The sequence below is a fragment of the Desulfovibrio piger genome (genome assembly GCF_900116045.1).
In the GTDB taxonomy this organism is placed as follows: domain Bacteria; phylum Desulfobacterota; class Desulfovibrionia; order Desulfovibrionales; family Desulfovibrionaceae; genus Desulfovibrio; species Desulfovibrio piger_A.
On the sequence record NZ_LT630450.1, the window covers coordinates 1,290,213 to 1,303,980 of the forward strand.

At 64.6% G+C, this 13,768-nt stretch carries 17 protein-coding genes; 8 read left to right on the forward strand and 9 right to left on the reverse strand.

What is annotated here, in order from left to right:
* Positions 1 to 6 precede the first annotated feature (6 nt).
* The 5 genes from DESPIGER_RS05985 (at position 7) to DESPIGER_RS06005 (ending at position 4,061) form a co-directional block, all read left to right on the forward strand.
* A complete protein-coding gene (locus DESPIGER_RS05985; RefSeq protein ID WP_072337581.1) occupies positions 7 to 822 on the forward strand; it encodes an ABC transporter ATP-binding protein in 816 nt (271 codons plus the stop codon).
* A 180-nt stretch (positions 823 to 1,002) separates the two neighbouring features.
* Entirely contained in the window at positions 1,003 to 1,452 is a 450-nt protein-coding gene (gene mlaD, locus DESPIGER_RS05990; RefSeq protein WP_072334338.1) for an outer membrane lipid asymmetry maintenance protein MlaD, read from the forward strand.
* 1 nt (position 1,453) lies between these two features.
* Positions 1,454 to 2,110 (forward strand): ABC transporter substrate-binding protein, encoded by a 657-nt coding sequence (locus DESPIGER_RS05995; protein WP_072334340.1) that lies wholly within the window; start codon positions 1,454 to 1,456, stop codon positions 2,108 to 2,110.
* An 18-nt stretch (positions 2,111 to 2,128) separates the two neighbouring features.
* Complete coding sequence (locus DESPIGER_RS06000; RefSeq protein ID WP_072334343.1) at positions 2,129 to 2,962, forward strand: VacJ family lipoprotein; 834 nt, start codon at positions 2,129 to 2,131, stop codon at positions 2,960 to 2,962.
* 136 nt (positions 2,963 to 3,098) lie between these two features.
* Positions 3,099 to 4,061 (forward strand): ABC transporter ATP-binding protein, encoded by a 963-nt coding sequence (locus DESPIGER_RS06005; RefSeq protein ID WP_072334346.1) that lies wholly within the window; start codon positions 3,099 to 3,101, stop codon positions 4,059 to 4,061.
* Positions 4,062 to 4,067: 6 nt separating this feature from the next.
* Here the strand turns inward: DESPIGER_RS06005 and DESPIGER_RS06010 are convergent, their stop codons facing one another.
* The 8 genes from DESPIGER_RS06010 to DESPIGER_RS06045 form a co-directional block, all read right to left on the reverse strand.
* A complete protein-coding gene (locus DESPIGER_RS06010) occupies positions 4,068 to 4,670 on the reverse strand; it encodes a class I SAM-dependent methyltransferase (RefSeq protein ID WP_072334349.1) in 603 nt (200 codons plus the stop codon).
* Positions 4,671 to 4,920: 250 nt separating this feature from the next.
* A complete protein-coding gene (gene ilvC, locus DESPIGER_RS06015; protein WP_072334352.1) occupies positions 4,921 to 5,922 on the reverse strand; it encodes a ketol-acid reductoisomerase in 1,002 nt (333 codons plus the stop codon).
* A 159-nt stretch (positions 5,923 to 6,081) separates the two neighbouring features.
* A complete protein-coding gene (gene ilvN, locus DESPIGER_RS06020) occupies positions 6,082 to 6,570 on the reverse strand; it encodes an acetolactate synthase small subunit (protein ID WP_072334355.1) in 489 nt (162 codons plus the stop codon).
* A gap of 12 nt (positions 6,571 to 6,582) precedes the next feature.
* Entirely contained in the window at positions 6,583 to 8,274 is a 1,692-nt protein-coding gene (gene ilvB / locus DESPIGER_RS06025) for a biosynthetic-type acetolactate synthase large subunit (RefSeq protein ID WP_072334358.1), read from the reverse strand.
* Between the two features lie 23 nt (positions 8,275 to 8,297).
* Entirely contained in the window at positions 8,298 to 8,525 is a 228-nt protein-coding gene (locus tag DESPIGER_RS06030) for a DUF465 domain-containing protein (RefSeq protein ID WP_072334361.1), read from the reverse strand.
* 58 nt (positions 8,526 to 8,583) lie between these two features.
* Positions 8,584 to 8,886 carry a YggT family protein gene (locus DESPIGER_RS06035; protein WP_040369507.1) on the reverse strand — a complete coding sequence of 101 codons (303 nt, stop codon included), beginning with the start codon at positions 8,884 to 8,886 and terminating at the stop codon, positions 8,584 to 8,586.
* Positions 8,887 to 8,888: 2 nt separating this feature from the next.
* The gene (locus DESPIGER_RS06040) at positions 8,889 to 9,533 is read right to left on the reverse strand and encodes an HAD family hydrolase (protein ID WP_072334365.1); all 645 of its coding nucleotides are present in this window, start codon (positions 9,531 to 9,533) and stop codon (positions 8,889 to 8,891) included.
* Positions 9,533 to 10,495 (reverse strand): hypothetical protein, encoded by a 963-nt coding sequence (locus DESPIGER_RS06045; RefSeq protein WP_072334368.1) that lies wholly within the window; start codon positions 10,493 to 10,495, stop codon positions 9,533 to 9,535. The genes DESPIGER_RS06040 and DESPIGER_RS06045 overlap by 1 nt, the downstream gene beginning before the upstream one ends.
* A gap of 388 nt (positions 10,496 to 10,883) precedes the next feature.
* Between DESPIGER_RS06045 and pdxS the strand changes: the two genes are divergently transcribed.
* Both pdxS and pdxT read left to right on the forward strand, forming a co-directional pair.
* Entirely contained in the window at positions 10,884 to 11,765 is an 882-nt protein-coding gene (gene pdxS, locus DESPIGER_RS06050; protein WP_072334371.1) for a pyridoxal 5'-phosphate synthase lyase subunit PdxS, read from the forward strand.
* Position 11,766: 1 nt separating this feature from the next.
* The gene (gene pdxT, locus DESPIGER_RS06055) at positions 11,767 to 12,348 is read left to right on the forward strand and encodes a pyridoxal 5'-phosphate synthase glutaminase subunit PdxT (protein WP_072334373.1); all 582 of its coding nucleotides are present in this window, start codon (positions 11,767 to 11,769) and stop codon (positions 12,346 to 12,348) included.
* A gap of 66 nt (positions 12,349 to 12,414) precedes the next feature.
* On the opposite strand, the gene DESPIGER_RS06060 is transcribed toward pdxT, so the two are convergent.
* Positions 12,415 to 13,086 carry a GntR family transcriptional regulator gene (locus tag DESPIGER_RS06060; protein ID WP_072334376.1) on the reverse strand — a complete coding sequence of 224 codons (672 nt, stop codon included), beginning with the start codon at positions 13,084 to 13,086 and terminating at the stop codon, positions 12,415 to 12,417.
* 304 nt (positions 13,087 to 13,390) lie between these two features.
* On the opposite strand from DESPIGER_RS06060, the gene DESPIGER_RS06065 reads away from it, so the two are divergent.
* Positions 13,391 to 13,768: a RidA family protein gene (locus tag DESPIGER_RS06065; protein ID WP_072334379.1), complete on the forward strand. Its 378-nt coding sequence runs from the start codon at positions 13,391 to 13,393 to the stop codon at positions 13,766 to 13,768.

The following is a 13,768-nucleotide window of genomic DNA, read 5'->3' on the forward strand; positions in this document are numbered from 1 at the left end:
GTGATCATGAACGCCTGGGACATCTCCTTTTCTTCCCTTTCCGTAGGCTACGGCGACCACGCCGTGCTGCACGACATCAACGCCACCCTGCCCGGCGGCAAGGTCTCCGTCATCCTGGGCGGCTCCGGCTGCGGCAAGTCCACCCTGCTGCGCCACATCATCGGCCTTTCCCGCCCCATCGGCGGCAGCCTGCGCATCGGCGGCCAGGACCTGTTCAGCCTGCCCCATGCCGAGGCCCGGCGCATCCGCCGCCGCATGGGCGTGCTTTTCCAGGACGGTGCCCTGCTGGGCGCCCTGACCCTGGTGCAGAACGTCTGCCTGCCCCTCAGCGAGCATCTGCGCCTGCCCAGGAGCGTCCTGCGCGAAGCCGGGCTGCGCGTCCTGCGCATGGTGGGCCTGGAAGATTTTGCCGACTATTTCCCCAACCAGCTTTCGGGCGGCATGCGCAAGCGGGCGGGCCTTGCCCGGGCCCTCATCGCCGAACCGCGCATCCTGCTGTGTGACGAGCCCACGTCCGGCCTGGACCCCATCACGGCCGCGCGCATGGATGCCCTGCTGCAGGCCATGCACCGCCAGTACCCGGAAATGACCCTGGTGGTGGTCAGCCACGACCTGGCCAGCCTGCGCTGCATCGCCGACCATGTGCTGGTGCTGCGCGAGGGCAGGGCCATTTTTTCCGGCACCCTGCCGGAACTGGAGGCCAGCCGGGATCCGTACCTGCGCCAGTTCCTGCGCCGCGAGGGCGGCGACGAGGAGAGCCTGGCCGACGCTCCCGCCGACCCGCGCGTGAGCGCCGCCCTGGACAGATGGTTCAGGACCTAGGCGGGGCCGGCATATCCTCCGGCCCTGCGGCCCTGCAAAGGGACCGTGCGGCCGCATCCCCTGTCCGATACCCGGCGAGCCGCCAACGAACGTTGCCGTATACCGTTGCGGACGCACCTTGAAGATTGCCCCTGCCGGGCGTATAACCATAGCGCGGCATTGCCGCACAAGGAAATTGCCATGAATCCTTTCCGCCAGACCGCTGTCGGCATCTTCGTCCTGCTGGGCCTTGTCTGTGTGGCCTACCTGACCATCAAGCTCGGCAAGATGGAGGTCTTTGACAGCAAGGGCTTTGAGCTTGTGGCCAACTTCAATTCCGTTTCCGGCCTGCGCGTGGGCGCCGATGTGGAGATGGCCGGTGTGCCCGTGGGCCGCGTGGCCTCCATCAGGCTGGATGACGACCTGACCCGGCGCCAGGCCCGCGTGGTCCTGATCCTGGACAAGGACCTGCAGCTGCCCGCCGATACCATCGCCTCGGTCAAGACCAGCGGCCTCATCGGTGACAAGTACGTCAACCTGACCGCCGGCGGTTCCGAAGACGTCCTCGCCTCCGGGGACACCCTGGAAGAGACGGAATCCGCCGTGGACATCGAATCCCTTATCAGCAAATACGCCCTGGGAGGTGTGTAAGATGAACAACCGTCGCACGGTGCTCGGCCTGCTGGCCGGCGCTGCCCTGACCCTGTGTCTGTCCCTGCCCGCCTTTGCCCCCGCCGCCGTCGCCGCCGAGGCCTCTCCGGCCCGCAAGGCGCTGGAGGTGTCCATCAGCCGCGTGCTGGACTGCATCAAGAACCCCGACTATGTGAACCCCGCCACCCGGCCGCCCCTGCGCCGCCAGATCGAAGACGAGGTCTACCACATCTTCGATTTCGGCGAGTTCTCATCCCGTACGGTGGGCCCCCGCTGGAAGGAATTTTCCGCCGCCCAGAAAAAGAGCTTCAGCAATGCCTTCGCCGACCTGCTGCTGACCACCTATCTGAACAAGGTGGACGGCTATAACGGCGAACAGGTGGCCTATACCGGCGAGATCGCCAATGCCGCCAGGACCCGTGTGGAAGTCCGCACCGAGATCACCATGAAGGACGGCACCCGCGTGCCCGTGGCCTACCGCATGATGGCCAAGGACAACAGCTGGCGCGTCTATGACATCATCGTGGAGAACCTGAGCCTGGTCAAAAACTACCGCACCCAGTTCCAGGACATCCTGACCAGCGGCACCCCTGACGAGCTCATCGCCCGCGTCAGGGCCAAGGCCGACGAAGTGCGCAAGCAGCCGGTCGGCAAATAGCCGCCAAACGGAGAGAGCATGCGTCCCCACATCCTTGTCCCGCTCCTGCTGCTGACGCTCCTGTGCGCCGTGCCCGCCGGTGCCGCTCCGGCCGCTCCGGCCACGGAACACGCGCCGTCGAGCCTGTACGACAGCAGCAGCCCCACCATGCCGGCCGGGGCCATCTCCGTGCATCCCTATGCCCACGAGCAGATGGCCGACGGGGATTCCCTGGACGATTACGACAGCGAGCCCCTGACCAGCATCGCCGACCCGCTGGAGCCCTGGAACCGCTTCTGGTTCGCTTTCAACGACATCTTCTTCCTGCATGTCGCCAAGCCGGTCTACAACTTCTACGAGACCATCGTCCCCCAGCCCATCCGGGGCGGCGTCAAAAACTTCTATGCCAACATCCTCATGCCCAGGCGCATGATCAACAGCCTGCTGCAGTTCCGCATCAAGGAAGCCTTCGTGGAGTTCGGACGCTTCTGCATGAACACCACCGTGGGCCTGGGCGGCTTTGCCGATGTGGCCAGCACCAAGAAGATCCTGGTGGACATCGATCCCGGCGGCGAGGACTTCGGCCAGACCCTGGGCCGCTGGGGCATCGGGCACGGCTTCTACATCGTCTGGCCCTTCCTGGGGCCCAGCTCCGTGCGCGAGACCATCGGCTTTGCGGGCGACTGCGCCACCGATGTCTTCTTCTTCGTCCATCCCTGGGAGCTGGCCACGGCCTCCGAGCTCTACCTGCGCTTCAATGCCCTGGACGACCTGCTGCCCACCTACGAGAGCCTGAGCGGCATCGCCGTGGACCCGTACATCGCCGTGCGCGAGGCCTACATCCAGTACCGCGAGGCGCGCGTCAAGCGCTGAGCCGCCGCCATCCCGACGCCATCCGGGGGAAGGAGCCGCTTCCGCAAGGAAAGCCTCCTTCCCCTTTTCCAGCCCGCCGTGCCGTGTCCCAGTCAGGAACCGGCCGCCCAACCCAACAGCGGGGACCGCACAGCCCATGAACCTGGACGACACCCTCACTCTGGAACAGCTTTCCGTCAGTTTCAGCACGGACGACGGCGTCCTGCCCGCCGTCCATGCCGTCAGCCTCAGCCTGCCCCCGGCGGGCATCACCTGCCTGGTGGGCGAATCCGGCTGCGGCAAGAGCCTCACGGCCCGCGCCATCCTGCATCTGCTGCCCGAAAATGCCCATATCAGCGGCCGCATCCTGTTCCGCGGCCGCGACCTGCGCACCATGACCCCGGAAGAGATGCGCGCCCTGCGGGGCCGCCATATCGCCATGATCTTCCAGGAGCCCATGACCTCGCTCAACCCGGTGCTGAAAGTGGGCATGCAGACCGCGGAGCCCCTGCGCCTGCACCTGGGCCTGTCCCGCAGCGAGGCCCGGCGGGAGGTCGTCCGCCTGTTCTCCGAGGTGGGCATCCCCGCGGCGGAGAGCCGTTACGACGATTACCCCCACCAGCTTTCCGGCGGCATGCGCCAGCGCGTGATGATCGCCATGGCCCTGGCCTGCAAGCCCGACCTGCTGCTGGCGGACGAACCCACCACGGCCCTCGACGCCACCATCCAGGGCCAGATCCTCAGCCTCATCACGGAGCAGAGCCGCAAGCGCGGCATGGCCGTGCTCTTCATCACCCACGACCTGGGCGTGGTGGCCCGCATCGCCGACACCGTGGGGGTCATGTACGCGGGGCATCTGGTGGAGCACGCCCCCACGGCCGAACTGTTCCGCAATCCCCTGCATCCCTATACGCGCGGGCTCATGCGCTCCGCACCGGGACGCGCGGCCATGGGCATGCGGCGCCTGCCCGCCATCACCGGCAGCGTCCCCCGCCTGGACAACATGCCCGAAGGCTGCCCCTTTGCCCCGCGCTGTGACGAAGCCCTGCCGCGCTGCTTTGAAAGCGCTCCTGTGGCCCGTTGCGAGAACGGCCACAGCGTGGCCTGCTGGGCGGTATAGGCCGCCTCAATCAGAGGACGGGATGCGCCGGACAAGGACCTGTATCCAGCGCTCCCGCAGCTCCGCTGCGCGGTCGTCCTCCCCTGTCCGCATGTCCAGGCAGACAAGCCCCGGCAGCGTCTCCAGCAGGTCCCGGACAGCGGCCTCGTCCATATCGGTGAAGCGGCGCCCGTCCGGGCTGTGGCGCTGCCCCTGACCGTACTTGAAATTGAAGAACATCACGCCGCCGGGACGCAGGGCACGCTGCAAACGCCGCAAGACGTCGGGCAGATCCGCCGGGGCCACATGCAGAAGACTGGCGCAGGCCCAGATGCCGTCGAAACGCTCCTGCCATACCACCTCTTCGAAACAGAGCACAGGCACGTCCTGCCCCAGCAGGAGCGCTGCCTGCCGGGCCATCTGCGGCGAGGCATCGAAGGCCTCGACCCGGAAGCCCGCCTGACGGAAAGCCAGCGCGTCCCGTCCCGACCCGCAACCGGCATCAAGGATGCGCCCGCCGGGGCGCACATGCGGCAAAAAACGGGCATACAGGGGCCGCAGGTCCATATCATGGGATGCCGCAGCGTAGCTGGCCGCGCGCTGGTCATAGAATGCCGTATCCGGTGCCATAGGCGCCCTCCCTTCATCTCATGGTGCCGGGACATAGCCGGTCATGGGCGGATGGCCCTGCCCTTCCCGGAAGGGGCGCAGGGCCTGTCCGTTGCCGCTGCCTTGCCGCAGGAAGTCCCGGAGCAGGATGGCCGGTCACGGACTGCCTGACCACATCACAGGCTTCTCCGGGACGCCCTCCGGCCAGACCCGAAAAACAAAAAAGGGGGACCGGAGTCCCCCTTTGCGAGCGTCATGACGGACAGCGGAACTAGTCCTTCTTGTCCTTCTTCAGCCAGGTCATCATGCCGCGCAGCTCCTTGCCCACCTGCTCCAGCTGGTGGTTGGCTTCGTTGCGGCGGGTGGCCATGAACATGGGATAGTTGGCGCGGGCTTCGAGGATGAAGTCACGGGCGAACTTGCCGCTCTGGATGTCCTTCAGCACGGCCTTCATTTCCTTCTTCACGGCGTCGGTGATCAGGCGGGGGCCGGTCACATAGTCGCCGTATTCAGCCGTGTTGCTGATGGAGTAACGCATGCGGGACAGGCCGCCTTCGTACATCAGGTCAACGATCAGCTTCATTTCGTGCATGCACTCGAAGTAGGCCATTTCGGGCTGGTAACCGGCTTCCACCAGGGTCTCGAAACCGGCCTTGATGAGGGCGGAGATACCGCCGCAGAGCACGGCCTGTTCGCCGAAGAGGTCGGTTTCGGTCTCTTCACGGAAGCTGGTCTCGATAACGCCGGAACGGGTGCCGCCGATGCCCTTGGCGTAGGCCAGGGCCACTTTCAGGGCCTCACCGGTGGCATCCTGCTGGATGCCCACCAGGCAGGGCACACCGCCGCCTTCGGTGAAGGTGCGGCGCACCAGATGGCCGGGGCCCTTGGGGGCGATCAGGAACACGTCCACGTCCTTGGGAGGCACGATCTGGTTGAAGTGGATGTTGAAGCCGTGGGCGAACAGCAGGGCCTTGCCCTTGGTCAGATGGGGCTTGATGTCCTTTTCGTACACGGCGGCCTGCACTTCGTCAGGCAGCAGGATCATGATCAGGTCGCCCTGGGCGGCGGCTTCGGCAGCGGACACGGGGGTAAAGCCGTGCTGCTTGGCCAGCTCGTAGTTGGCACCGCCGGGGCGCTGGCCCACGACGACCTTCACGCCGGAGTCGCGCAGGTTCTGGGCATGGGCATGGCCCTGGCTGCCGTAACCGATGATGGCCACGGTCTTGTTTTTCAAGACGGAAAGATCGGCATCCTGATCATAGTAAACTTTCATGGCTCTTGTCCTTTTCAATGGAAAAATACTCGGTATCCCCGAGGGGGAAACTTCTATTTCGGCCGCCGTGGCGCAAATGTCAAGCGCTACGGCAGGCCCCGGGAAAATTTGCCGTCATCTTCCGGCCCGGGGCTGTCTGCGGCCCCGGGCCGGAAGAGGCTATTCACATTTTTTGGAGCGGCGCATGGCCACGGAGCCGGTGCGGGCCACTTCCTTGATACCGAAGCGGTGCAGCAGGCTGAGGATGGCGTCCAGCTTGTCGTGGTCGCCGGTGGCCTCGATGGTCATCTCGCTGGAGCTCACGTCCACCACCTTGCAGCGAAAGATCTCCACGGTGCGCAGGATCTCGCTGCGGGCGGGGCCTTCGGCCTGGACCTTGACGAACATCATCTCGCGTTCGATGGCGGGCATGTCGGCGAAATCCATCACCTTGATGACGGTCACGATCTTGTGGAGCTGCTTCATGATCTGCTCCAGGATCTGGCTGTCGCCGTAGGTGGTGATGGTCATGTGCGAGACGCCGTCCTCCAGGGTCGGCGCCACATTGAGCGAATCGATATTGAAACCGCGGCCGCTGAACAGGCCGGCCACACGGCTGAGCACACCGGGCTCGTTCTCCACCAGCACGGAAAGAACATGTCTTTGCATGGCGTCCCTCCTCTACACCAAGAGCATCTCATCCAGGGCGGCCCCGGCGGGCACCATGGGATAGACGTTTTCCTCGCGCTCAACCATGACGTCGATGAAGGCCGGGTTGGGCGAGGTCAGGGCCTTGCGCAGCACGTCTTCCAGCTCTTCGGGCTTGCTGATGCGGTAGCCTTCGGCGCCGTAGGCCTCGGCCAGCTTCACGAAGTCGGGCTGGGCCTCCATATTGGTATGGCTGTAGTTGCGATTGTAGAAGAGTTCCTGCCACTGGCGCACCATGCCCAGATGCCCGTTGTTGAGGATGACCACCTTGACCGGGAGCTTGTTCTGCACCACGGTGGCCAGTTCCTGGATGTTCATCTGGATGGAGCCGTCACCGGCCACGTTGATGACAAGCTTGTCCGGGAAGGCGAACTGCGCGCCGATGGCTGCGGGGAAGCCGTAGCCCATGGTGCCCAGCCCGCCGCTGGTCAGCAGGGTGCGCGGTTTGGTGAAGGTATAGAACTGCGCGGCCCACATCTGGTTCTGCCCCACCTCGGTGGCGATGATGGCATCGCCCTTGGTGATGGCGTACATGGCCTCGATGACCTGCTGCGGCTTGATGTGGCCGTTCCTGGTGTAGGCCAGCGGATGGTTGGCCTTCCATTCGTGCACGGTCTGCAGCCAGTCGGCATGCATGCCCGACCAGTCGGTATCGGCCATCTTGGCGCGGCAGATCTCCAGGATGCCTTCCAGGGCCTGGCGGCAGTCGCCCACCACGGGCACGTCCACTTCCACGTTCTTGCGGATGGAGGTGGGGTCGATGTCGATATGCACGATGCGCGCATGGGAGGCGAAGTCCTGCAGACGGCCGGTCACGCGGTCATCGAAGCGCGCGCCCACGCAGACCAGCAGGTCCGCATGGTTGATGCTCATGTTGGCGGCATAGGTGCCGTGCATGCCCACCATGCCCAGCCACAGGTCCCCGTTGGCGGGGAAGGCCCCCAGCCCCATGAGCGTGGTGGCCACGGGGATGTCCAGTTCGTGGGCCAGTTCGCAGAGGACCTCGGAGGCATCGGCCATGATGACGCCCCCGCCCGCCAGGATGACGGGCTTGCGGGCCCTGGCCAGCTCTTCGGCCGTACGGCGCAGCTGGTTCAGGTTGGGCTTGTAGGTGGGGTTGTAGCTGCGCATGAAGATGTCCTCGGGCCAGACGAATTCCGTACGGGCCTGCATGACATCCTTGGGCAGGTCCACGAGGACGGGCCCGGGGCGTCCGGAACGCGCAAGATAGAAGGCCTGGCGGATGGTCTTGGCCAGGTTGCGCACGTCCTTCACCAGAAAATTGTGTTTGGTACAGGGACGGGTGATGCCCACGATATCGACTTCCTGGAAGGCGTCGTTACCGATGAGCTGCGTGGGGACCTGTCCCGTGAAGACGACCAGCGGAATGGAATCACAGTAGGCTGTGGCTATGCCCGTAACGGTATTGGTGGCACCCGGTCCGGAAGTGACCAGGCAGCACCCTACCTTGCCGGAGGCACGGGCATAGCCATCAGCCGCGTGCACAGCCCCTTGTTCATGCCGCACCAGAACATGCTTCAGTTCGGGATGCCGCGGCAACTCGTCATAAATATCAATCACAGCACCGCCCGGGTAACCGAACAGTACATCAACACCTTCTTTTTTAAGGGATTCAAGGAGAATCTGCGCACCTGTGAGTTCCATAGGGTCAACTCCTGCGCCAGCAGTTATGCTCCGGCGCGATGGCTATCCAAGAGCTCCATGAGCTTGGTTTTGCCTTCAAGTTTCTGTTTCTTAAGCTGCTTCAGGGTCTGTTCCTCGGTGGGAGTACGGAAAGCCTTGGCTTCCAGCTTGTCTACCTGCTTGCTGTAAAGGACGTGGTCTTCCCATAGGGATTTCAGCTCCGGATCAGTGGGCAGTAGCTGTTCGATGAGTTCAATTTCATGCTGATCCATAAGAAATCTCCAGCGTTAGATGTTCGGCGCCACGGATGGCGCCCGTTACGGCAAACCGCTACACCAGAGTAGCGGCAAACTGGGCCAGTGATGCGATGACGATGCGGTTGATGAGCTGGATGACCAGCAGCACCACCACCGGCGAGAAATCGATGCCGTTGGTGTAGGTGAAGGGCAGCCATTTCCGCACCCGGTAGAACACCGGTTCCGTCAGGGTGCGCAGGGCGCGCACCACAGGGTTGTAGGGGTCGGGCCGCACCCACGAGAGCACGGCCGCCACGATGACAACCCAGAAATACAGATTGAGGACTATGGCCAGCAGATCGACCACGGCCAGGATGACGTTCTGTACAAAAAACATGCCTACTCCCATTCATTTTGCAGCAGCCCGGCCAGTTCGTCATAACCGGCCGCCGCGAGCGGGCCCTGCAGATCCCCGCCGAATGCCGCGAACACGACGCCAGCGGCAGTGGCGGCTTTCTGGTCATTGGGGCTGTCGCCCACAAAAAGCACCTGCGCAGGATCGGCCCCCCACTGTTCAAGGATCAGCCGCACGCCGTCCGGGGCGGGCTTGGGGGCGGCATCCGTTGCCGTGACTACAGGATTAAAATAGGAGGGCAACGCCAAAAAGTCCAGAACCCTTTGCATCCCTTCCGCAGTTCTGTTGGTATGCACGGCCAGGCGCATGCCGTGGCCGCGGGCAAGCTCGAGGAATTCCCGGTAACCGGGATAGATCTGCAGCAGGGGGACGATGTCGCGTGAATAGATGACCTTTGTCCGCACCACTTCATACATGCGCCGGTGCATCTCGGGAGGCACGATGTATTCCAGCGCCTGCCGCGCCGTGGCCATGAACGTATAGGCATCCTGCTCCGGGGTCAGGGGCGGCAGTCCCAGGGCCGCCAGCACCTTGTTGTAAAAGATGGCGTTGGCGGCGCGGGAATCGATCATGACCCCGTCACAGTCGAAGATGATGCCGGTGAGGCCGTGCGGGAAAAGTCTGCCCATCAGTCGTCCCCGCGCAGCACCACGGTACGTTCCTCCTGCCAGCCGGGGCAGCAGCGGGGCGCACGCGGACGCCCGAGGATGCGCCACAGGGGGGCGCGCGCCTGCAGCAGGGGCACGGCATGGCCGTCCGCATCACACAGGCGCAGGGGGCCGTCACCGGGCAGGGGCCGGAACGCCAGCTCGCCCTGGCCGTCCAGCAGGTCGCGGCGCATGCGGCCCTCGGCCAGCAGCAGGCAGTCCGCCGGGACAAAGCGCACCACGGCGTCCAGCAGGCGGGGCCAGGCGGGCAGCAGGGAATCGTCCACCTGCACGGGGCTGTTGAAGGCGGCCAGGGTGGCCAGGGCGGCTTCCGTATCGCGGGCATCGCCCGCCAGCAGGGCCGCCTCGTCAGGATCGGCGGGGTCCATGTCCAGCGCGGCCTGCAAGCGGGCATTGCTGCTGCTCAGGCTGGAGCTCAGGGCCTGGAGTTCGGCCAGGCGTTCTTCCTGCAGCCAGCTCCAGAGCAGCATGCGCTGGGCCGCGCAGGCCTTTTCCCGCTCCTCGCGGGCGGCTTCCAGGGCCTGGGCCGTCTCCAGGGTGCCGTCGGCCATCAGGCCGGCGCGCAGGGCGCTTTCCGCGCTGTTGCGGCGGGCGCGGCCCACATCGGCGCCCAGAGTGCCCACCGGCTGGCCGGAAAGGGCGGCATCCCCCATGCGCTGGAGGTCATCCAGGCAGACCGCGGCCTCACGCGGCGAAAAAGGCAGGTTGTCCGGCATATGCCACGGCCCCTGGGGAGCCGGGACCGTAACGGTCACGGCGCGACGACCGGATGCCGTCAGCCCTCCGGCGGCAGGACGGGAAAATTCTTCCGGCAGGCCGGGCCACAGACGCAACACGGGACAGCAACCCGCCGCAGGGGAAAGCGGTGCCTCCCCGGGCAGGGGACCGCGCAGGGCGGGGACACGGATACAGAGTGCGGACATGTCTCATCCTTGGTTAAGCTGGAGTTTTTAGCATACGCCACAGGGGGACACCATTGCAAGGCCAAAGCCGTCATTCCCTGACTGCTGCGGCGCCTGCCCGCAGAAGGGCCCGTGCGGGGAAGGAGGTCAGGGCTGGCGGCCCCCCGATGACGGCGGAAGGCCGGGCAGGCGTGCTTCCCCGGCAGCCTGTCCTGCGGCGGCGGACAGGTCTTCCAGGCCCGCGCCCGAAATGCGGGCAGCAGGCCGATAGCCGCAACCTGCCGGAAAAACAGCCTGTCTGCGTATAGTTATTGTCACTGGCAACGATATGGCATATAAGGCCCTTCTGGCCGCTAACGGCCCCACGTAACCAGCGCACCGCCCGACGGTGCCGTAAGGAGTAGAAGATATGGAACAGGGCACCATTCGCCTGAAGACCGGTCTTGCAGAAATGCTCAAGGGTGGCGTCATCATGGACGTGACCACCCCCGAACAGGCGAAGATCGCCGAAGAAGCCGGCGCCTGCGCCGTCATGGCCCTTGAACGCGTCCCGGCCGACATCCGCGCCGCCGGCGGCATCGCCCGCATGGCCGACCCCACCATCGTCAAGCGCATCATGGAAGTGGTGAGCATCCCCGTCATGGCCAAGGCCCGCATCGGCCATTTCGTGGAGGCCCGCATCCTTGAGGCCCTGGGCGTGGACTACATCGACGAGAGCGAAGTGCTGACCCCCGCCGATGACCGGTATCATATCGACAAGCGCGACTTCACCGTGCCCTTCGTCTGCGGCTGCCGCAACCTGGGCGAGGCCCTGCGCCGCATCGCCGAAGGCGCGGCCATGATCCGCACCAAGGGCGAGCCCGGCACCGGCAACGTGGTGGAAGCCGTGCGCCATTGCCGCCAGGTCATGGACGAGATCCGCGTGCTCTGCTCCCTGCCCGAGGCCGAAGTGCCCAATTTCGCCAAGGAAAACGGCGCTCCCCTGGAAGTCTGCCTGGCCGTGCGCAAGGAAGGCCGCCTGCCTGTGGTGAACTTTGCCGCCGGCGGCATCGCCACCCCCGCCGACGCCGCCATGATGATGCATCTGGGCTGCGACGGCGTGTTCGTGGGCTCCGGCATCTTCAAGTCCGGCGATCCGGCCAAGCGTGCCCGCGCCATCGTGCAGGCCGTGACCAACTACAAGGACTATGCCCTGCTGGCCGAGATCTCCCGCGACCTGGGCGAAGCCATGGTGGGCATCGACATCTCCACCATCCCGCCGGCCGAACGCATGCAGGAGCGGGGCTGGTAGCATGGCCCGTATCGGAGTCCTGGCCCTGCAGGGGGCCTTCCGCGAACATGCCGCGGCACTGCGCCGTCTGGGCGCCGATGTCCGCGAAGTACGCCAGCTCAAGGACATGGAAGGCCTTGAGGGCATGGTCATCCCCGGCGGCGAAAGCACCACCATCGGCAAGCTGCTGGTGGAATGGGACATGCTGGAACCGCTGCGCCGGCGCATCCTGGACGGCATGCCCGTCTACGGCAGCTGCGCGGGCCTGATCCTGCTCTGCAAGGAGATCGAAGGCTCCGGCCAGCCGCGCCTGGGCGTGCTGGACGCCACCGTGCGCCGCAACGCCTTCGGCCGTCAGGTGGACAGCTTCGAGACCGACCTGCACATCGACGGTCTGGCCGGCGGGCCCCTGCGGGCCGTGTTCATCCGCGCGCCGCTCATCAGCCGCGTGGGCGAGGACGTGCAGGTGCTGGCCCGTCTGGACGCCGACCGCGGCGAACGCATCGTGGCCGTGCGCCAGGGCCATGTGCTGGCCACCTCCTTCCACCCCGAACTGACCCCGGACCTGCGCCTGCACCGGTACTTCCTGGACATGCTGGCCTGATCCGCGGCACTTGCCGTCACACAACGGGCCCCGCGCCGGACATTCGCTGTTCCGCGCGGGGCTTTCCTATTCCTGTGTCCAGTCTGATTTTTCCATCAGCTGGGCCATATACGCCCCAAGCTCCTCATAGTGCTCACGGATCTTTTTCCACACAGCCGCCCTGTCCCTGCTCCGCATGGCCTCCACCAGCATCACATGCCGTTCGTAGAGTTCATTGAACGAGTAGAAGGCCGTCCACTGCCGGTACATCAGATATTTGGAGATGGTAGAGCAGGAATGGCGTGCCAGATCCACAAGATAGGGATTGTGGCAATGCATGAGCAGCCTGCCGTGGAAGATGTCATCCAGCTCGGTCAGTCCCAGCTGCCCCCCGGACGACGGGTTGCTTTTATGCATGTCCTTGAGGACGCGTTCCAGTTCGTCCACTTCCGCATCGCTCCAGTCGGGCAGGCTGTCGGCCACGCCTGTGGCCTCCAGTATCCCGCCGACATTGTAGCTGTTCCTGATCTCTTCCGGCGACATCAGGCGGACCCGCTTGCCCTTTTGCGGCTCCGAAGTCACCAGGCCTTCCTGCACCAGGCTTTCCAGGGCCTCGCGGACGGGCGCCCGGCTGATGCCCAGGTGCTCGGCAAGCGCCACCTCCTTGATGGCCTGTCCCGGCAGCAACTCGCCCTGCTGGATCTGCCGTTTGATGTAGTCCGCAACCACAGTGGAATACGTCTGTTTTTTGAATACCATACCAATCGCTTGTCGTTTATGCCGCCTGGCGGCGTTTTGCTCTGCTCACGGAGGCCATGCGGCTCCCCCCTTCCCGGTTTTCCTTTCCAGAGCAGCCCCGGGAGCAACAGTGCCCTGGCCTTTAAAAAATTTTTCACGAAGCCCCCTTTTGCCGTTGACTTCAAAAGTTGTCAAATGTAGTATGTCGACATTCGGCAAGAAAATATCACAAAAAAGGCCGCAGTAATCCAAGCTGTTTATTTTTTGTGTATTTTTAAAATGTCGACATTCGACATACGAATGTTAAATTACGCACGAGGAAGCCATGAAGCACATCATCCACACCAGCAAGGCGCCCGCGGCCATCGGCCCCTACTCCCAGGGCAACCGGGCCGGAGATACCGTCTACCTTTCCGGCCAGCTGGGCATCGACCCCGCAACCGGCAAACTGGCTGAAGGCGGTGTAGGCGCCCAGGCCCGCCAGTCCCTGAAGAATGTCCAGGCGCTGCTGGCTGAAGTGGGAGCCACGGAAAAGAACGTCGTCAAAACCACCGTGTTCCTGACCAGCATGGCCGACTTCCAGGAAGTCAACGAAGCCTACGCGGCTGTTTTCGACACGGACTGCCCCGCCCGGTCCTGCGTTGCTGTCAAGGAACTGCCCCTCAACGGGCTTGTGGAAATCGAAGCCATCGTCGTCCTGTAG

Bases quoted from the DNA above. Each gene is read 5' to 3' on its own strand.
- DESPIGER_RS06010 (WP_072334349.1), bottom strand. From the start codon at position 4,670: ATGGCACCGGATACGGCATTCTATGACCAGCGCGCGGCCAGCTACGCT.
- ilvC (WP_072334352.1), bottom strand. From the start codon at position 5,922: ATGAAAGTTTACTATGATCAGGATGCCGATCTTTCCGTCTTGAAAAAC.
- ilvB (WP_072334358.1), bottom strand. From the start codon at position 8,274: ATGGAACTCACAGGTGCGCAGATTCTCCTTGAATCCCTTAAAAAAGAA.
- DESPIGER_RS06030 (WP_072334361.1), bottom strand. From the start codon at position 8,525: ATGGATCAGCATGAAATTGAACTCATCGAACAGCTACTGCCCACTGAT.
- pdxT (WP_072334373.1), top strand. From the start codon at position 11,767: ATGGCCCGTATCGGAGTCCTGGCCCTGCAGGGGGCCTTCCGCGAACAT.
- pdxS (WP_072334371.1), top strand. From the start codon at position 10,884: ATGGAACAGGGCACCATTCGCCTGAAGACCGGTCTTGCAGAAATGCTC.
- DESPIGER_RS06060 (WP_072334376.1), bottom strand. From the start codon at position 13,086: ATGGTATTCAAAAAACAGACGTATTCCACTGTGGTTGCGGACTACATC.
- DESPIGER_RS06035 (WP_040369507.1), bottom strand. From the start codon at position 8,886: ATGTTTTTTGTACAGAACGTCATCCTGGCCGTGGTCGATCTGCTGGCC.
- DESPIGER_RS06000 (WP_072334343.1), top strand. From the start codon at position 2,129: ATGCGTCCCCACATCCTTGTCCCGCTCCTGCTGCTGACGCTCCTGTGC.
- DESPIGER_RS06045 (WP_072334368.1), bottom strand. From the start codon at position 10,495: ATGTCCGCACTCTGTATCCGTGTCCCCGCCCTGCGCGGTCCCCTGCCC.
- DESPIGER_RS05995 (WP_072334340.1), top strand. From the start codon at position 1,454: ATGAACAACCGTCGCACGGTGCTCGGCCTGCTGGCCGGCGCTGCCCTG.
- DESPIGER_RS06065 (WP_072334379.1), top strand. From the start codon at position 13,391: ATGAAGCACATCATCCACACCAGCAAGGCGCCCGCGGCCATCGGCCCC.
- DESPIGER_RS05985 (WP_072337581.1), top strand. From the start codon at position 7: ATGAACGCCTGGGACATCTCCTTTTCTTCCCTTTCCGTAGGCTACGGC.
- ilvN (WP_072334355.1), bottom strand. From the start codon at position 6,570: ATGCAAAGACATGTTCTTTCCGTGCTGGTGGAGAACGAGCCCGGTGTG.
- DESPIGER_RS06040 (WP_072334365.1), bottom strand. From the start codon at position 9,533: ATGGGCAGACTTTTCCCGCACGGCCTCACCGGCATCATCTTCGACTGT.
- mlaD (WP_072334338.1), top strand. From the start codon at position 1,003: ATGAATCCTTTCCGCCAGACCGCTGTCGGCATCTTCGTCCTGCTGGGC.
- DESPIGER_RS06005 (WP_072334346.1), top strand. From the start codon at position 3,099: ATGAACCTGGACGACACCCTCACTCTGGAACAGCTTTCCGTCAGTTTC.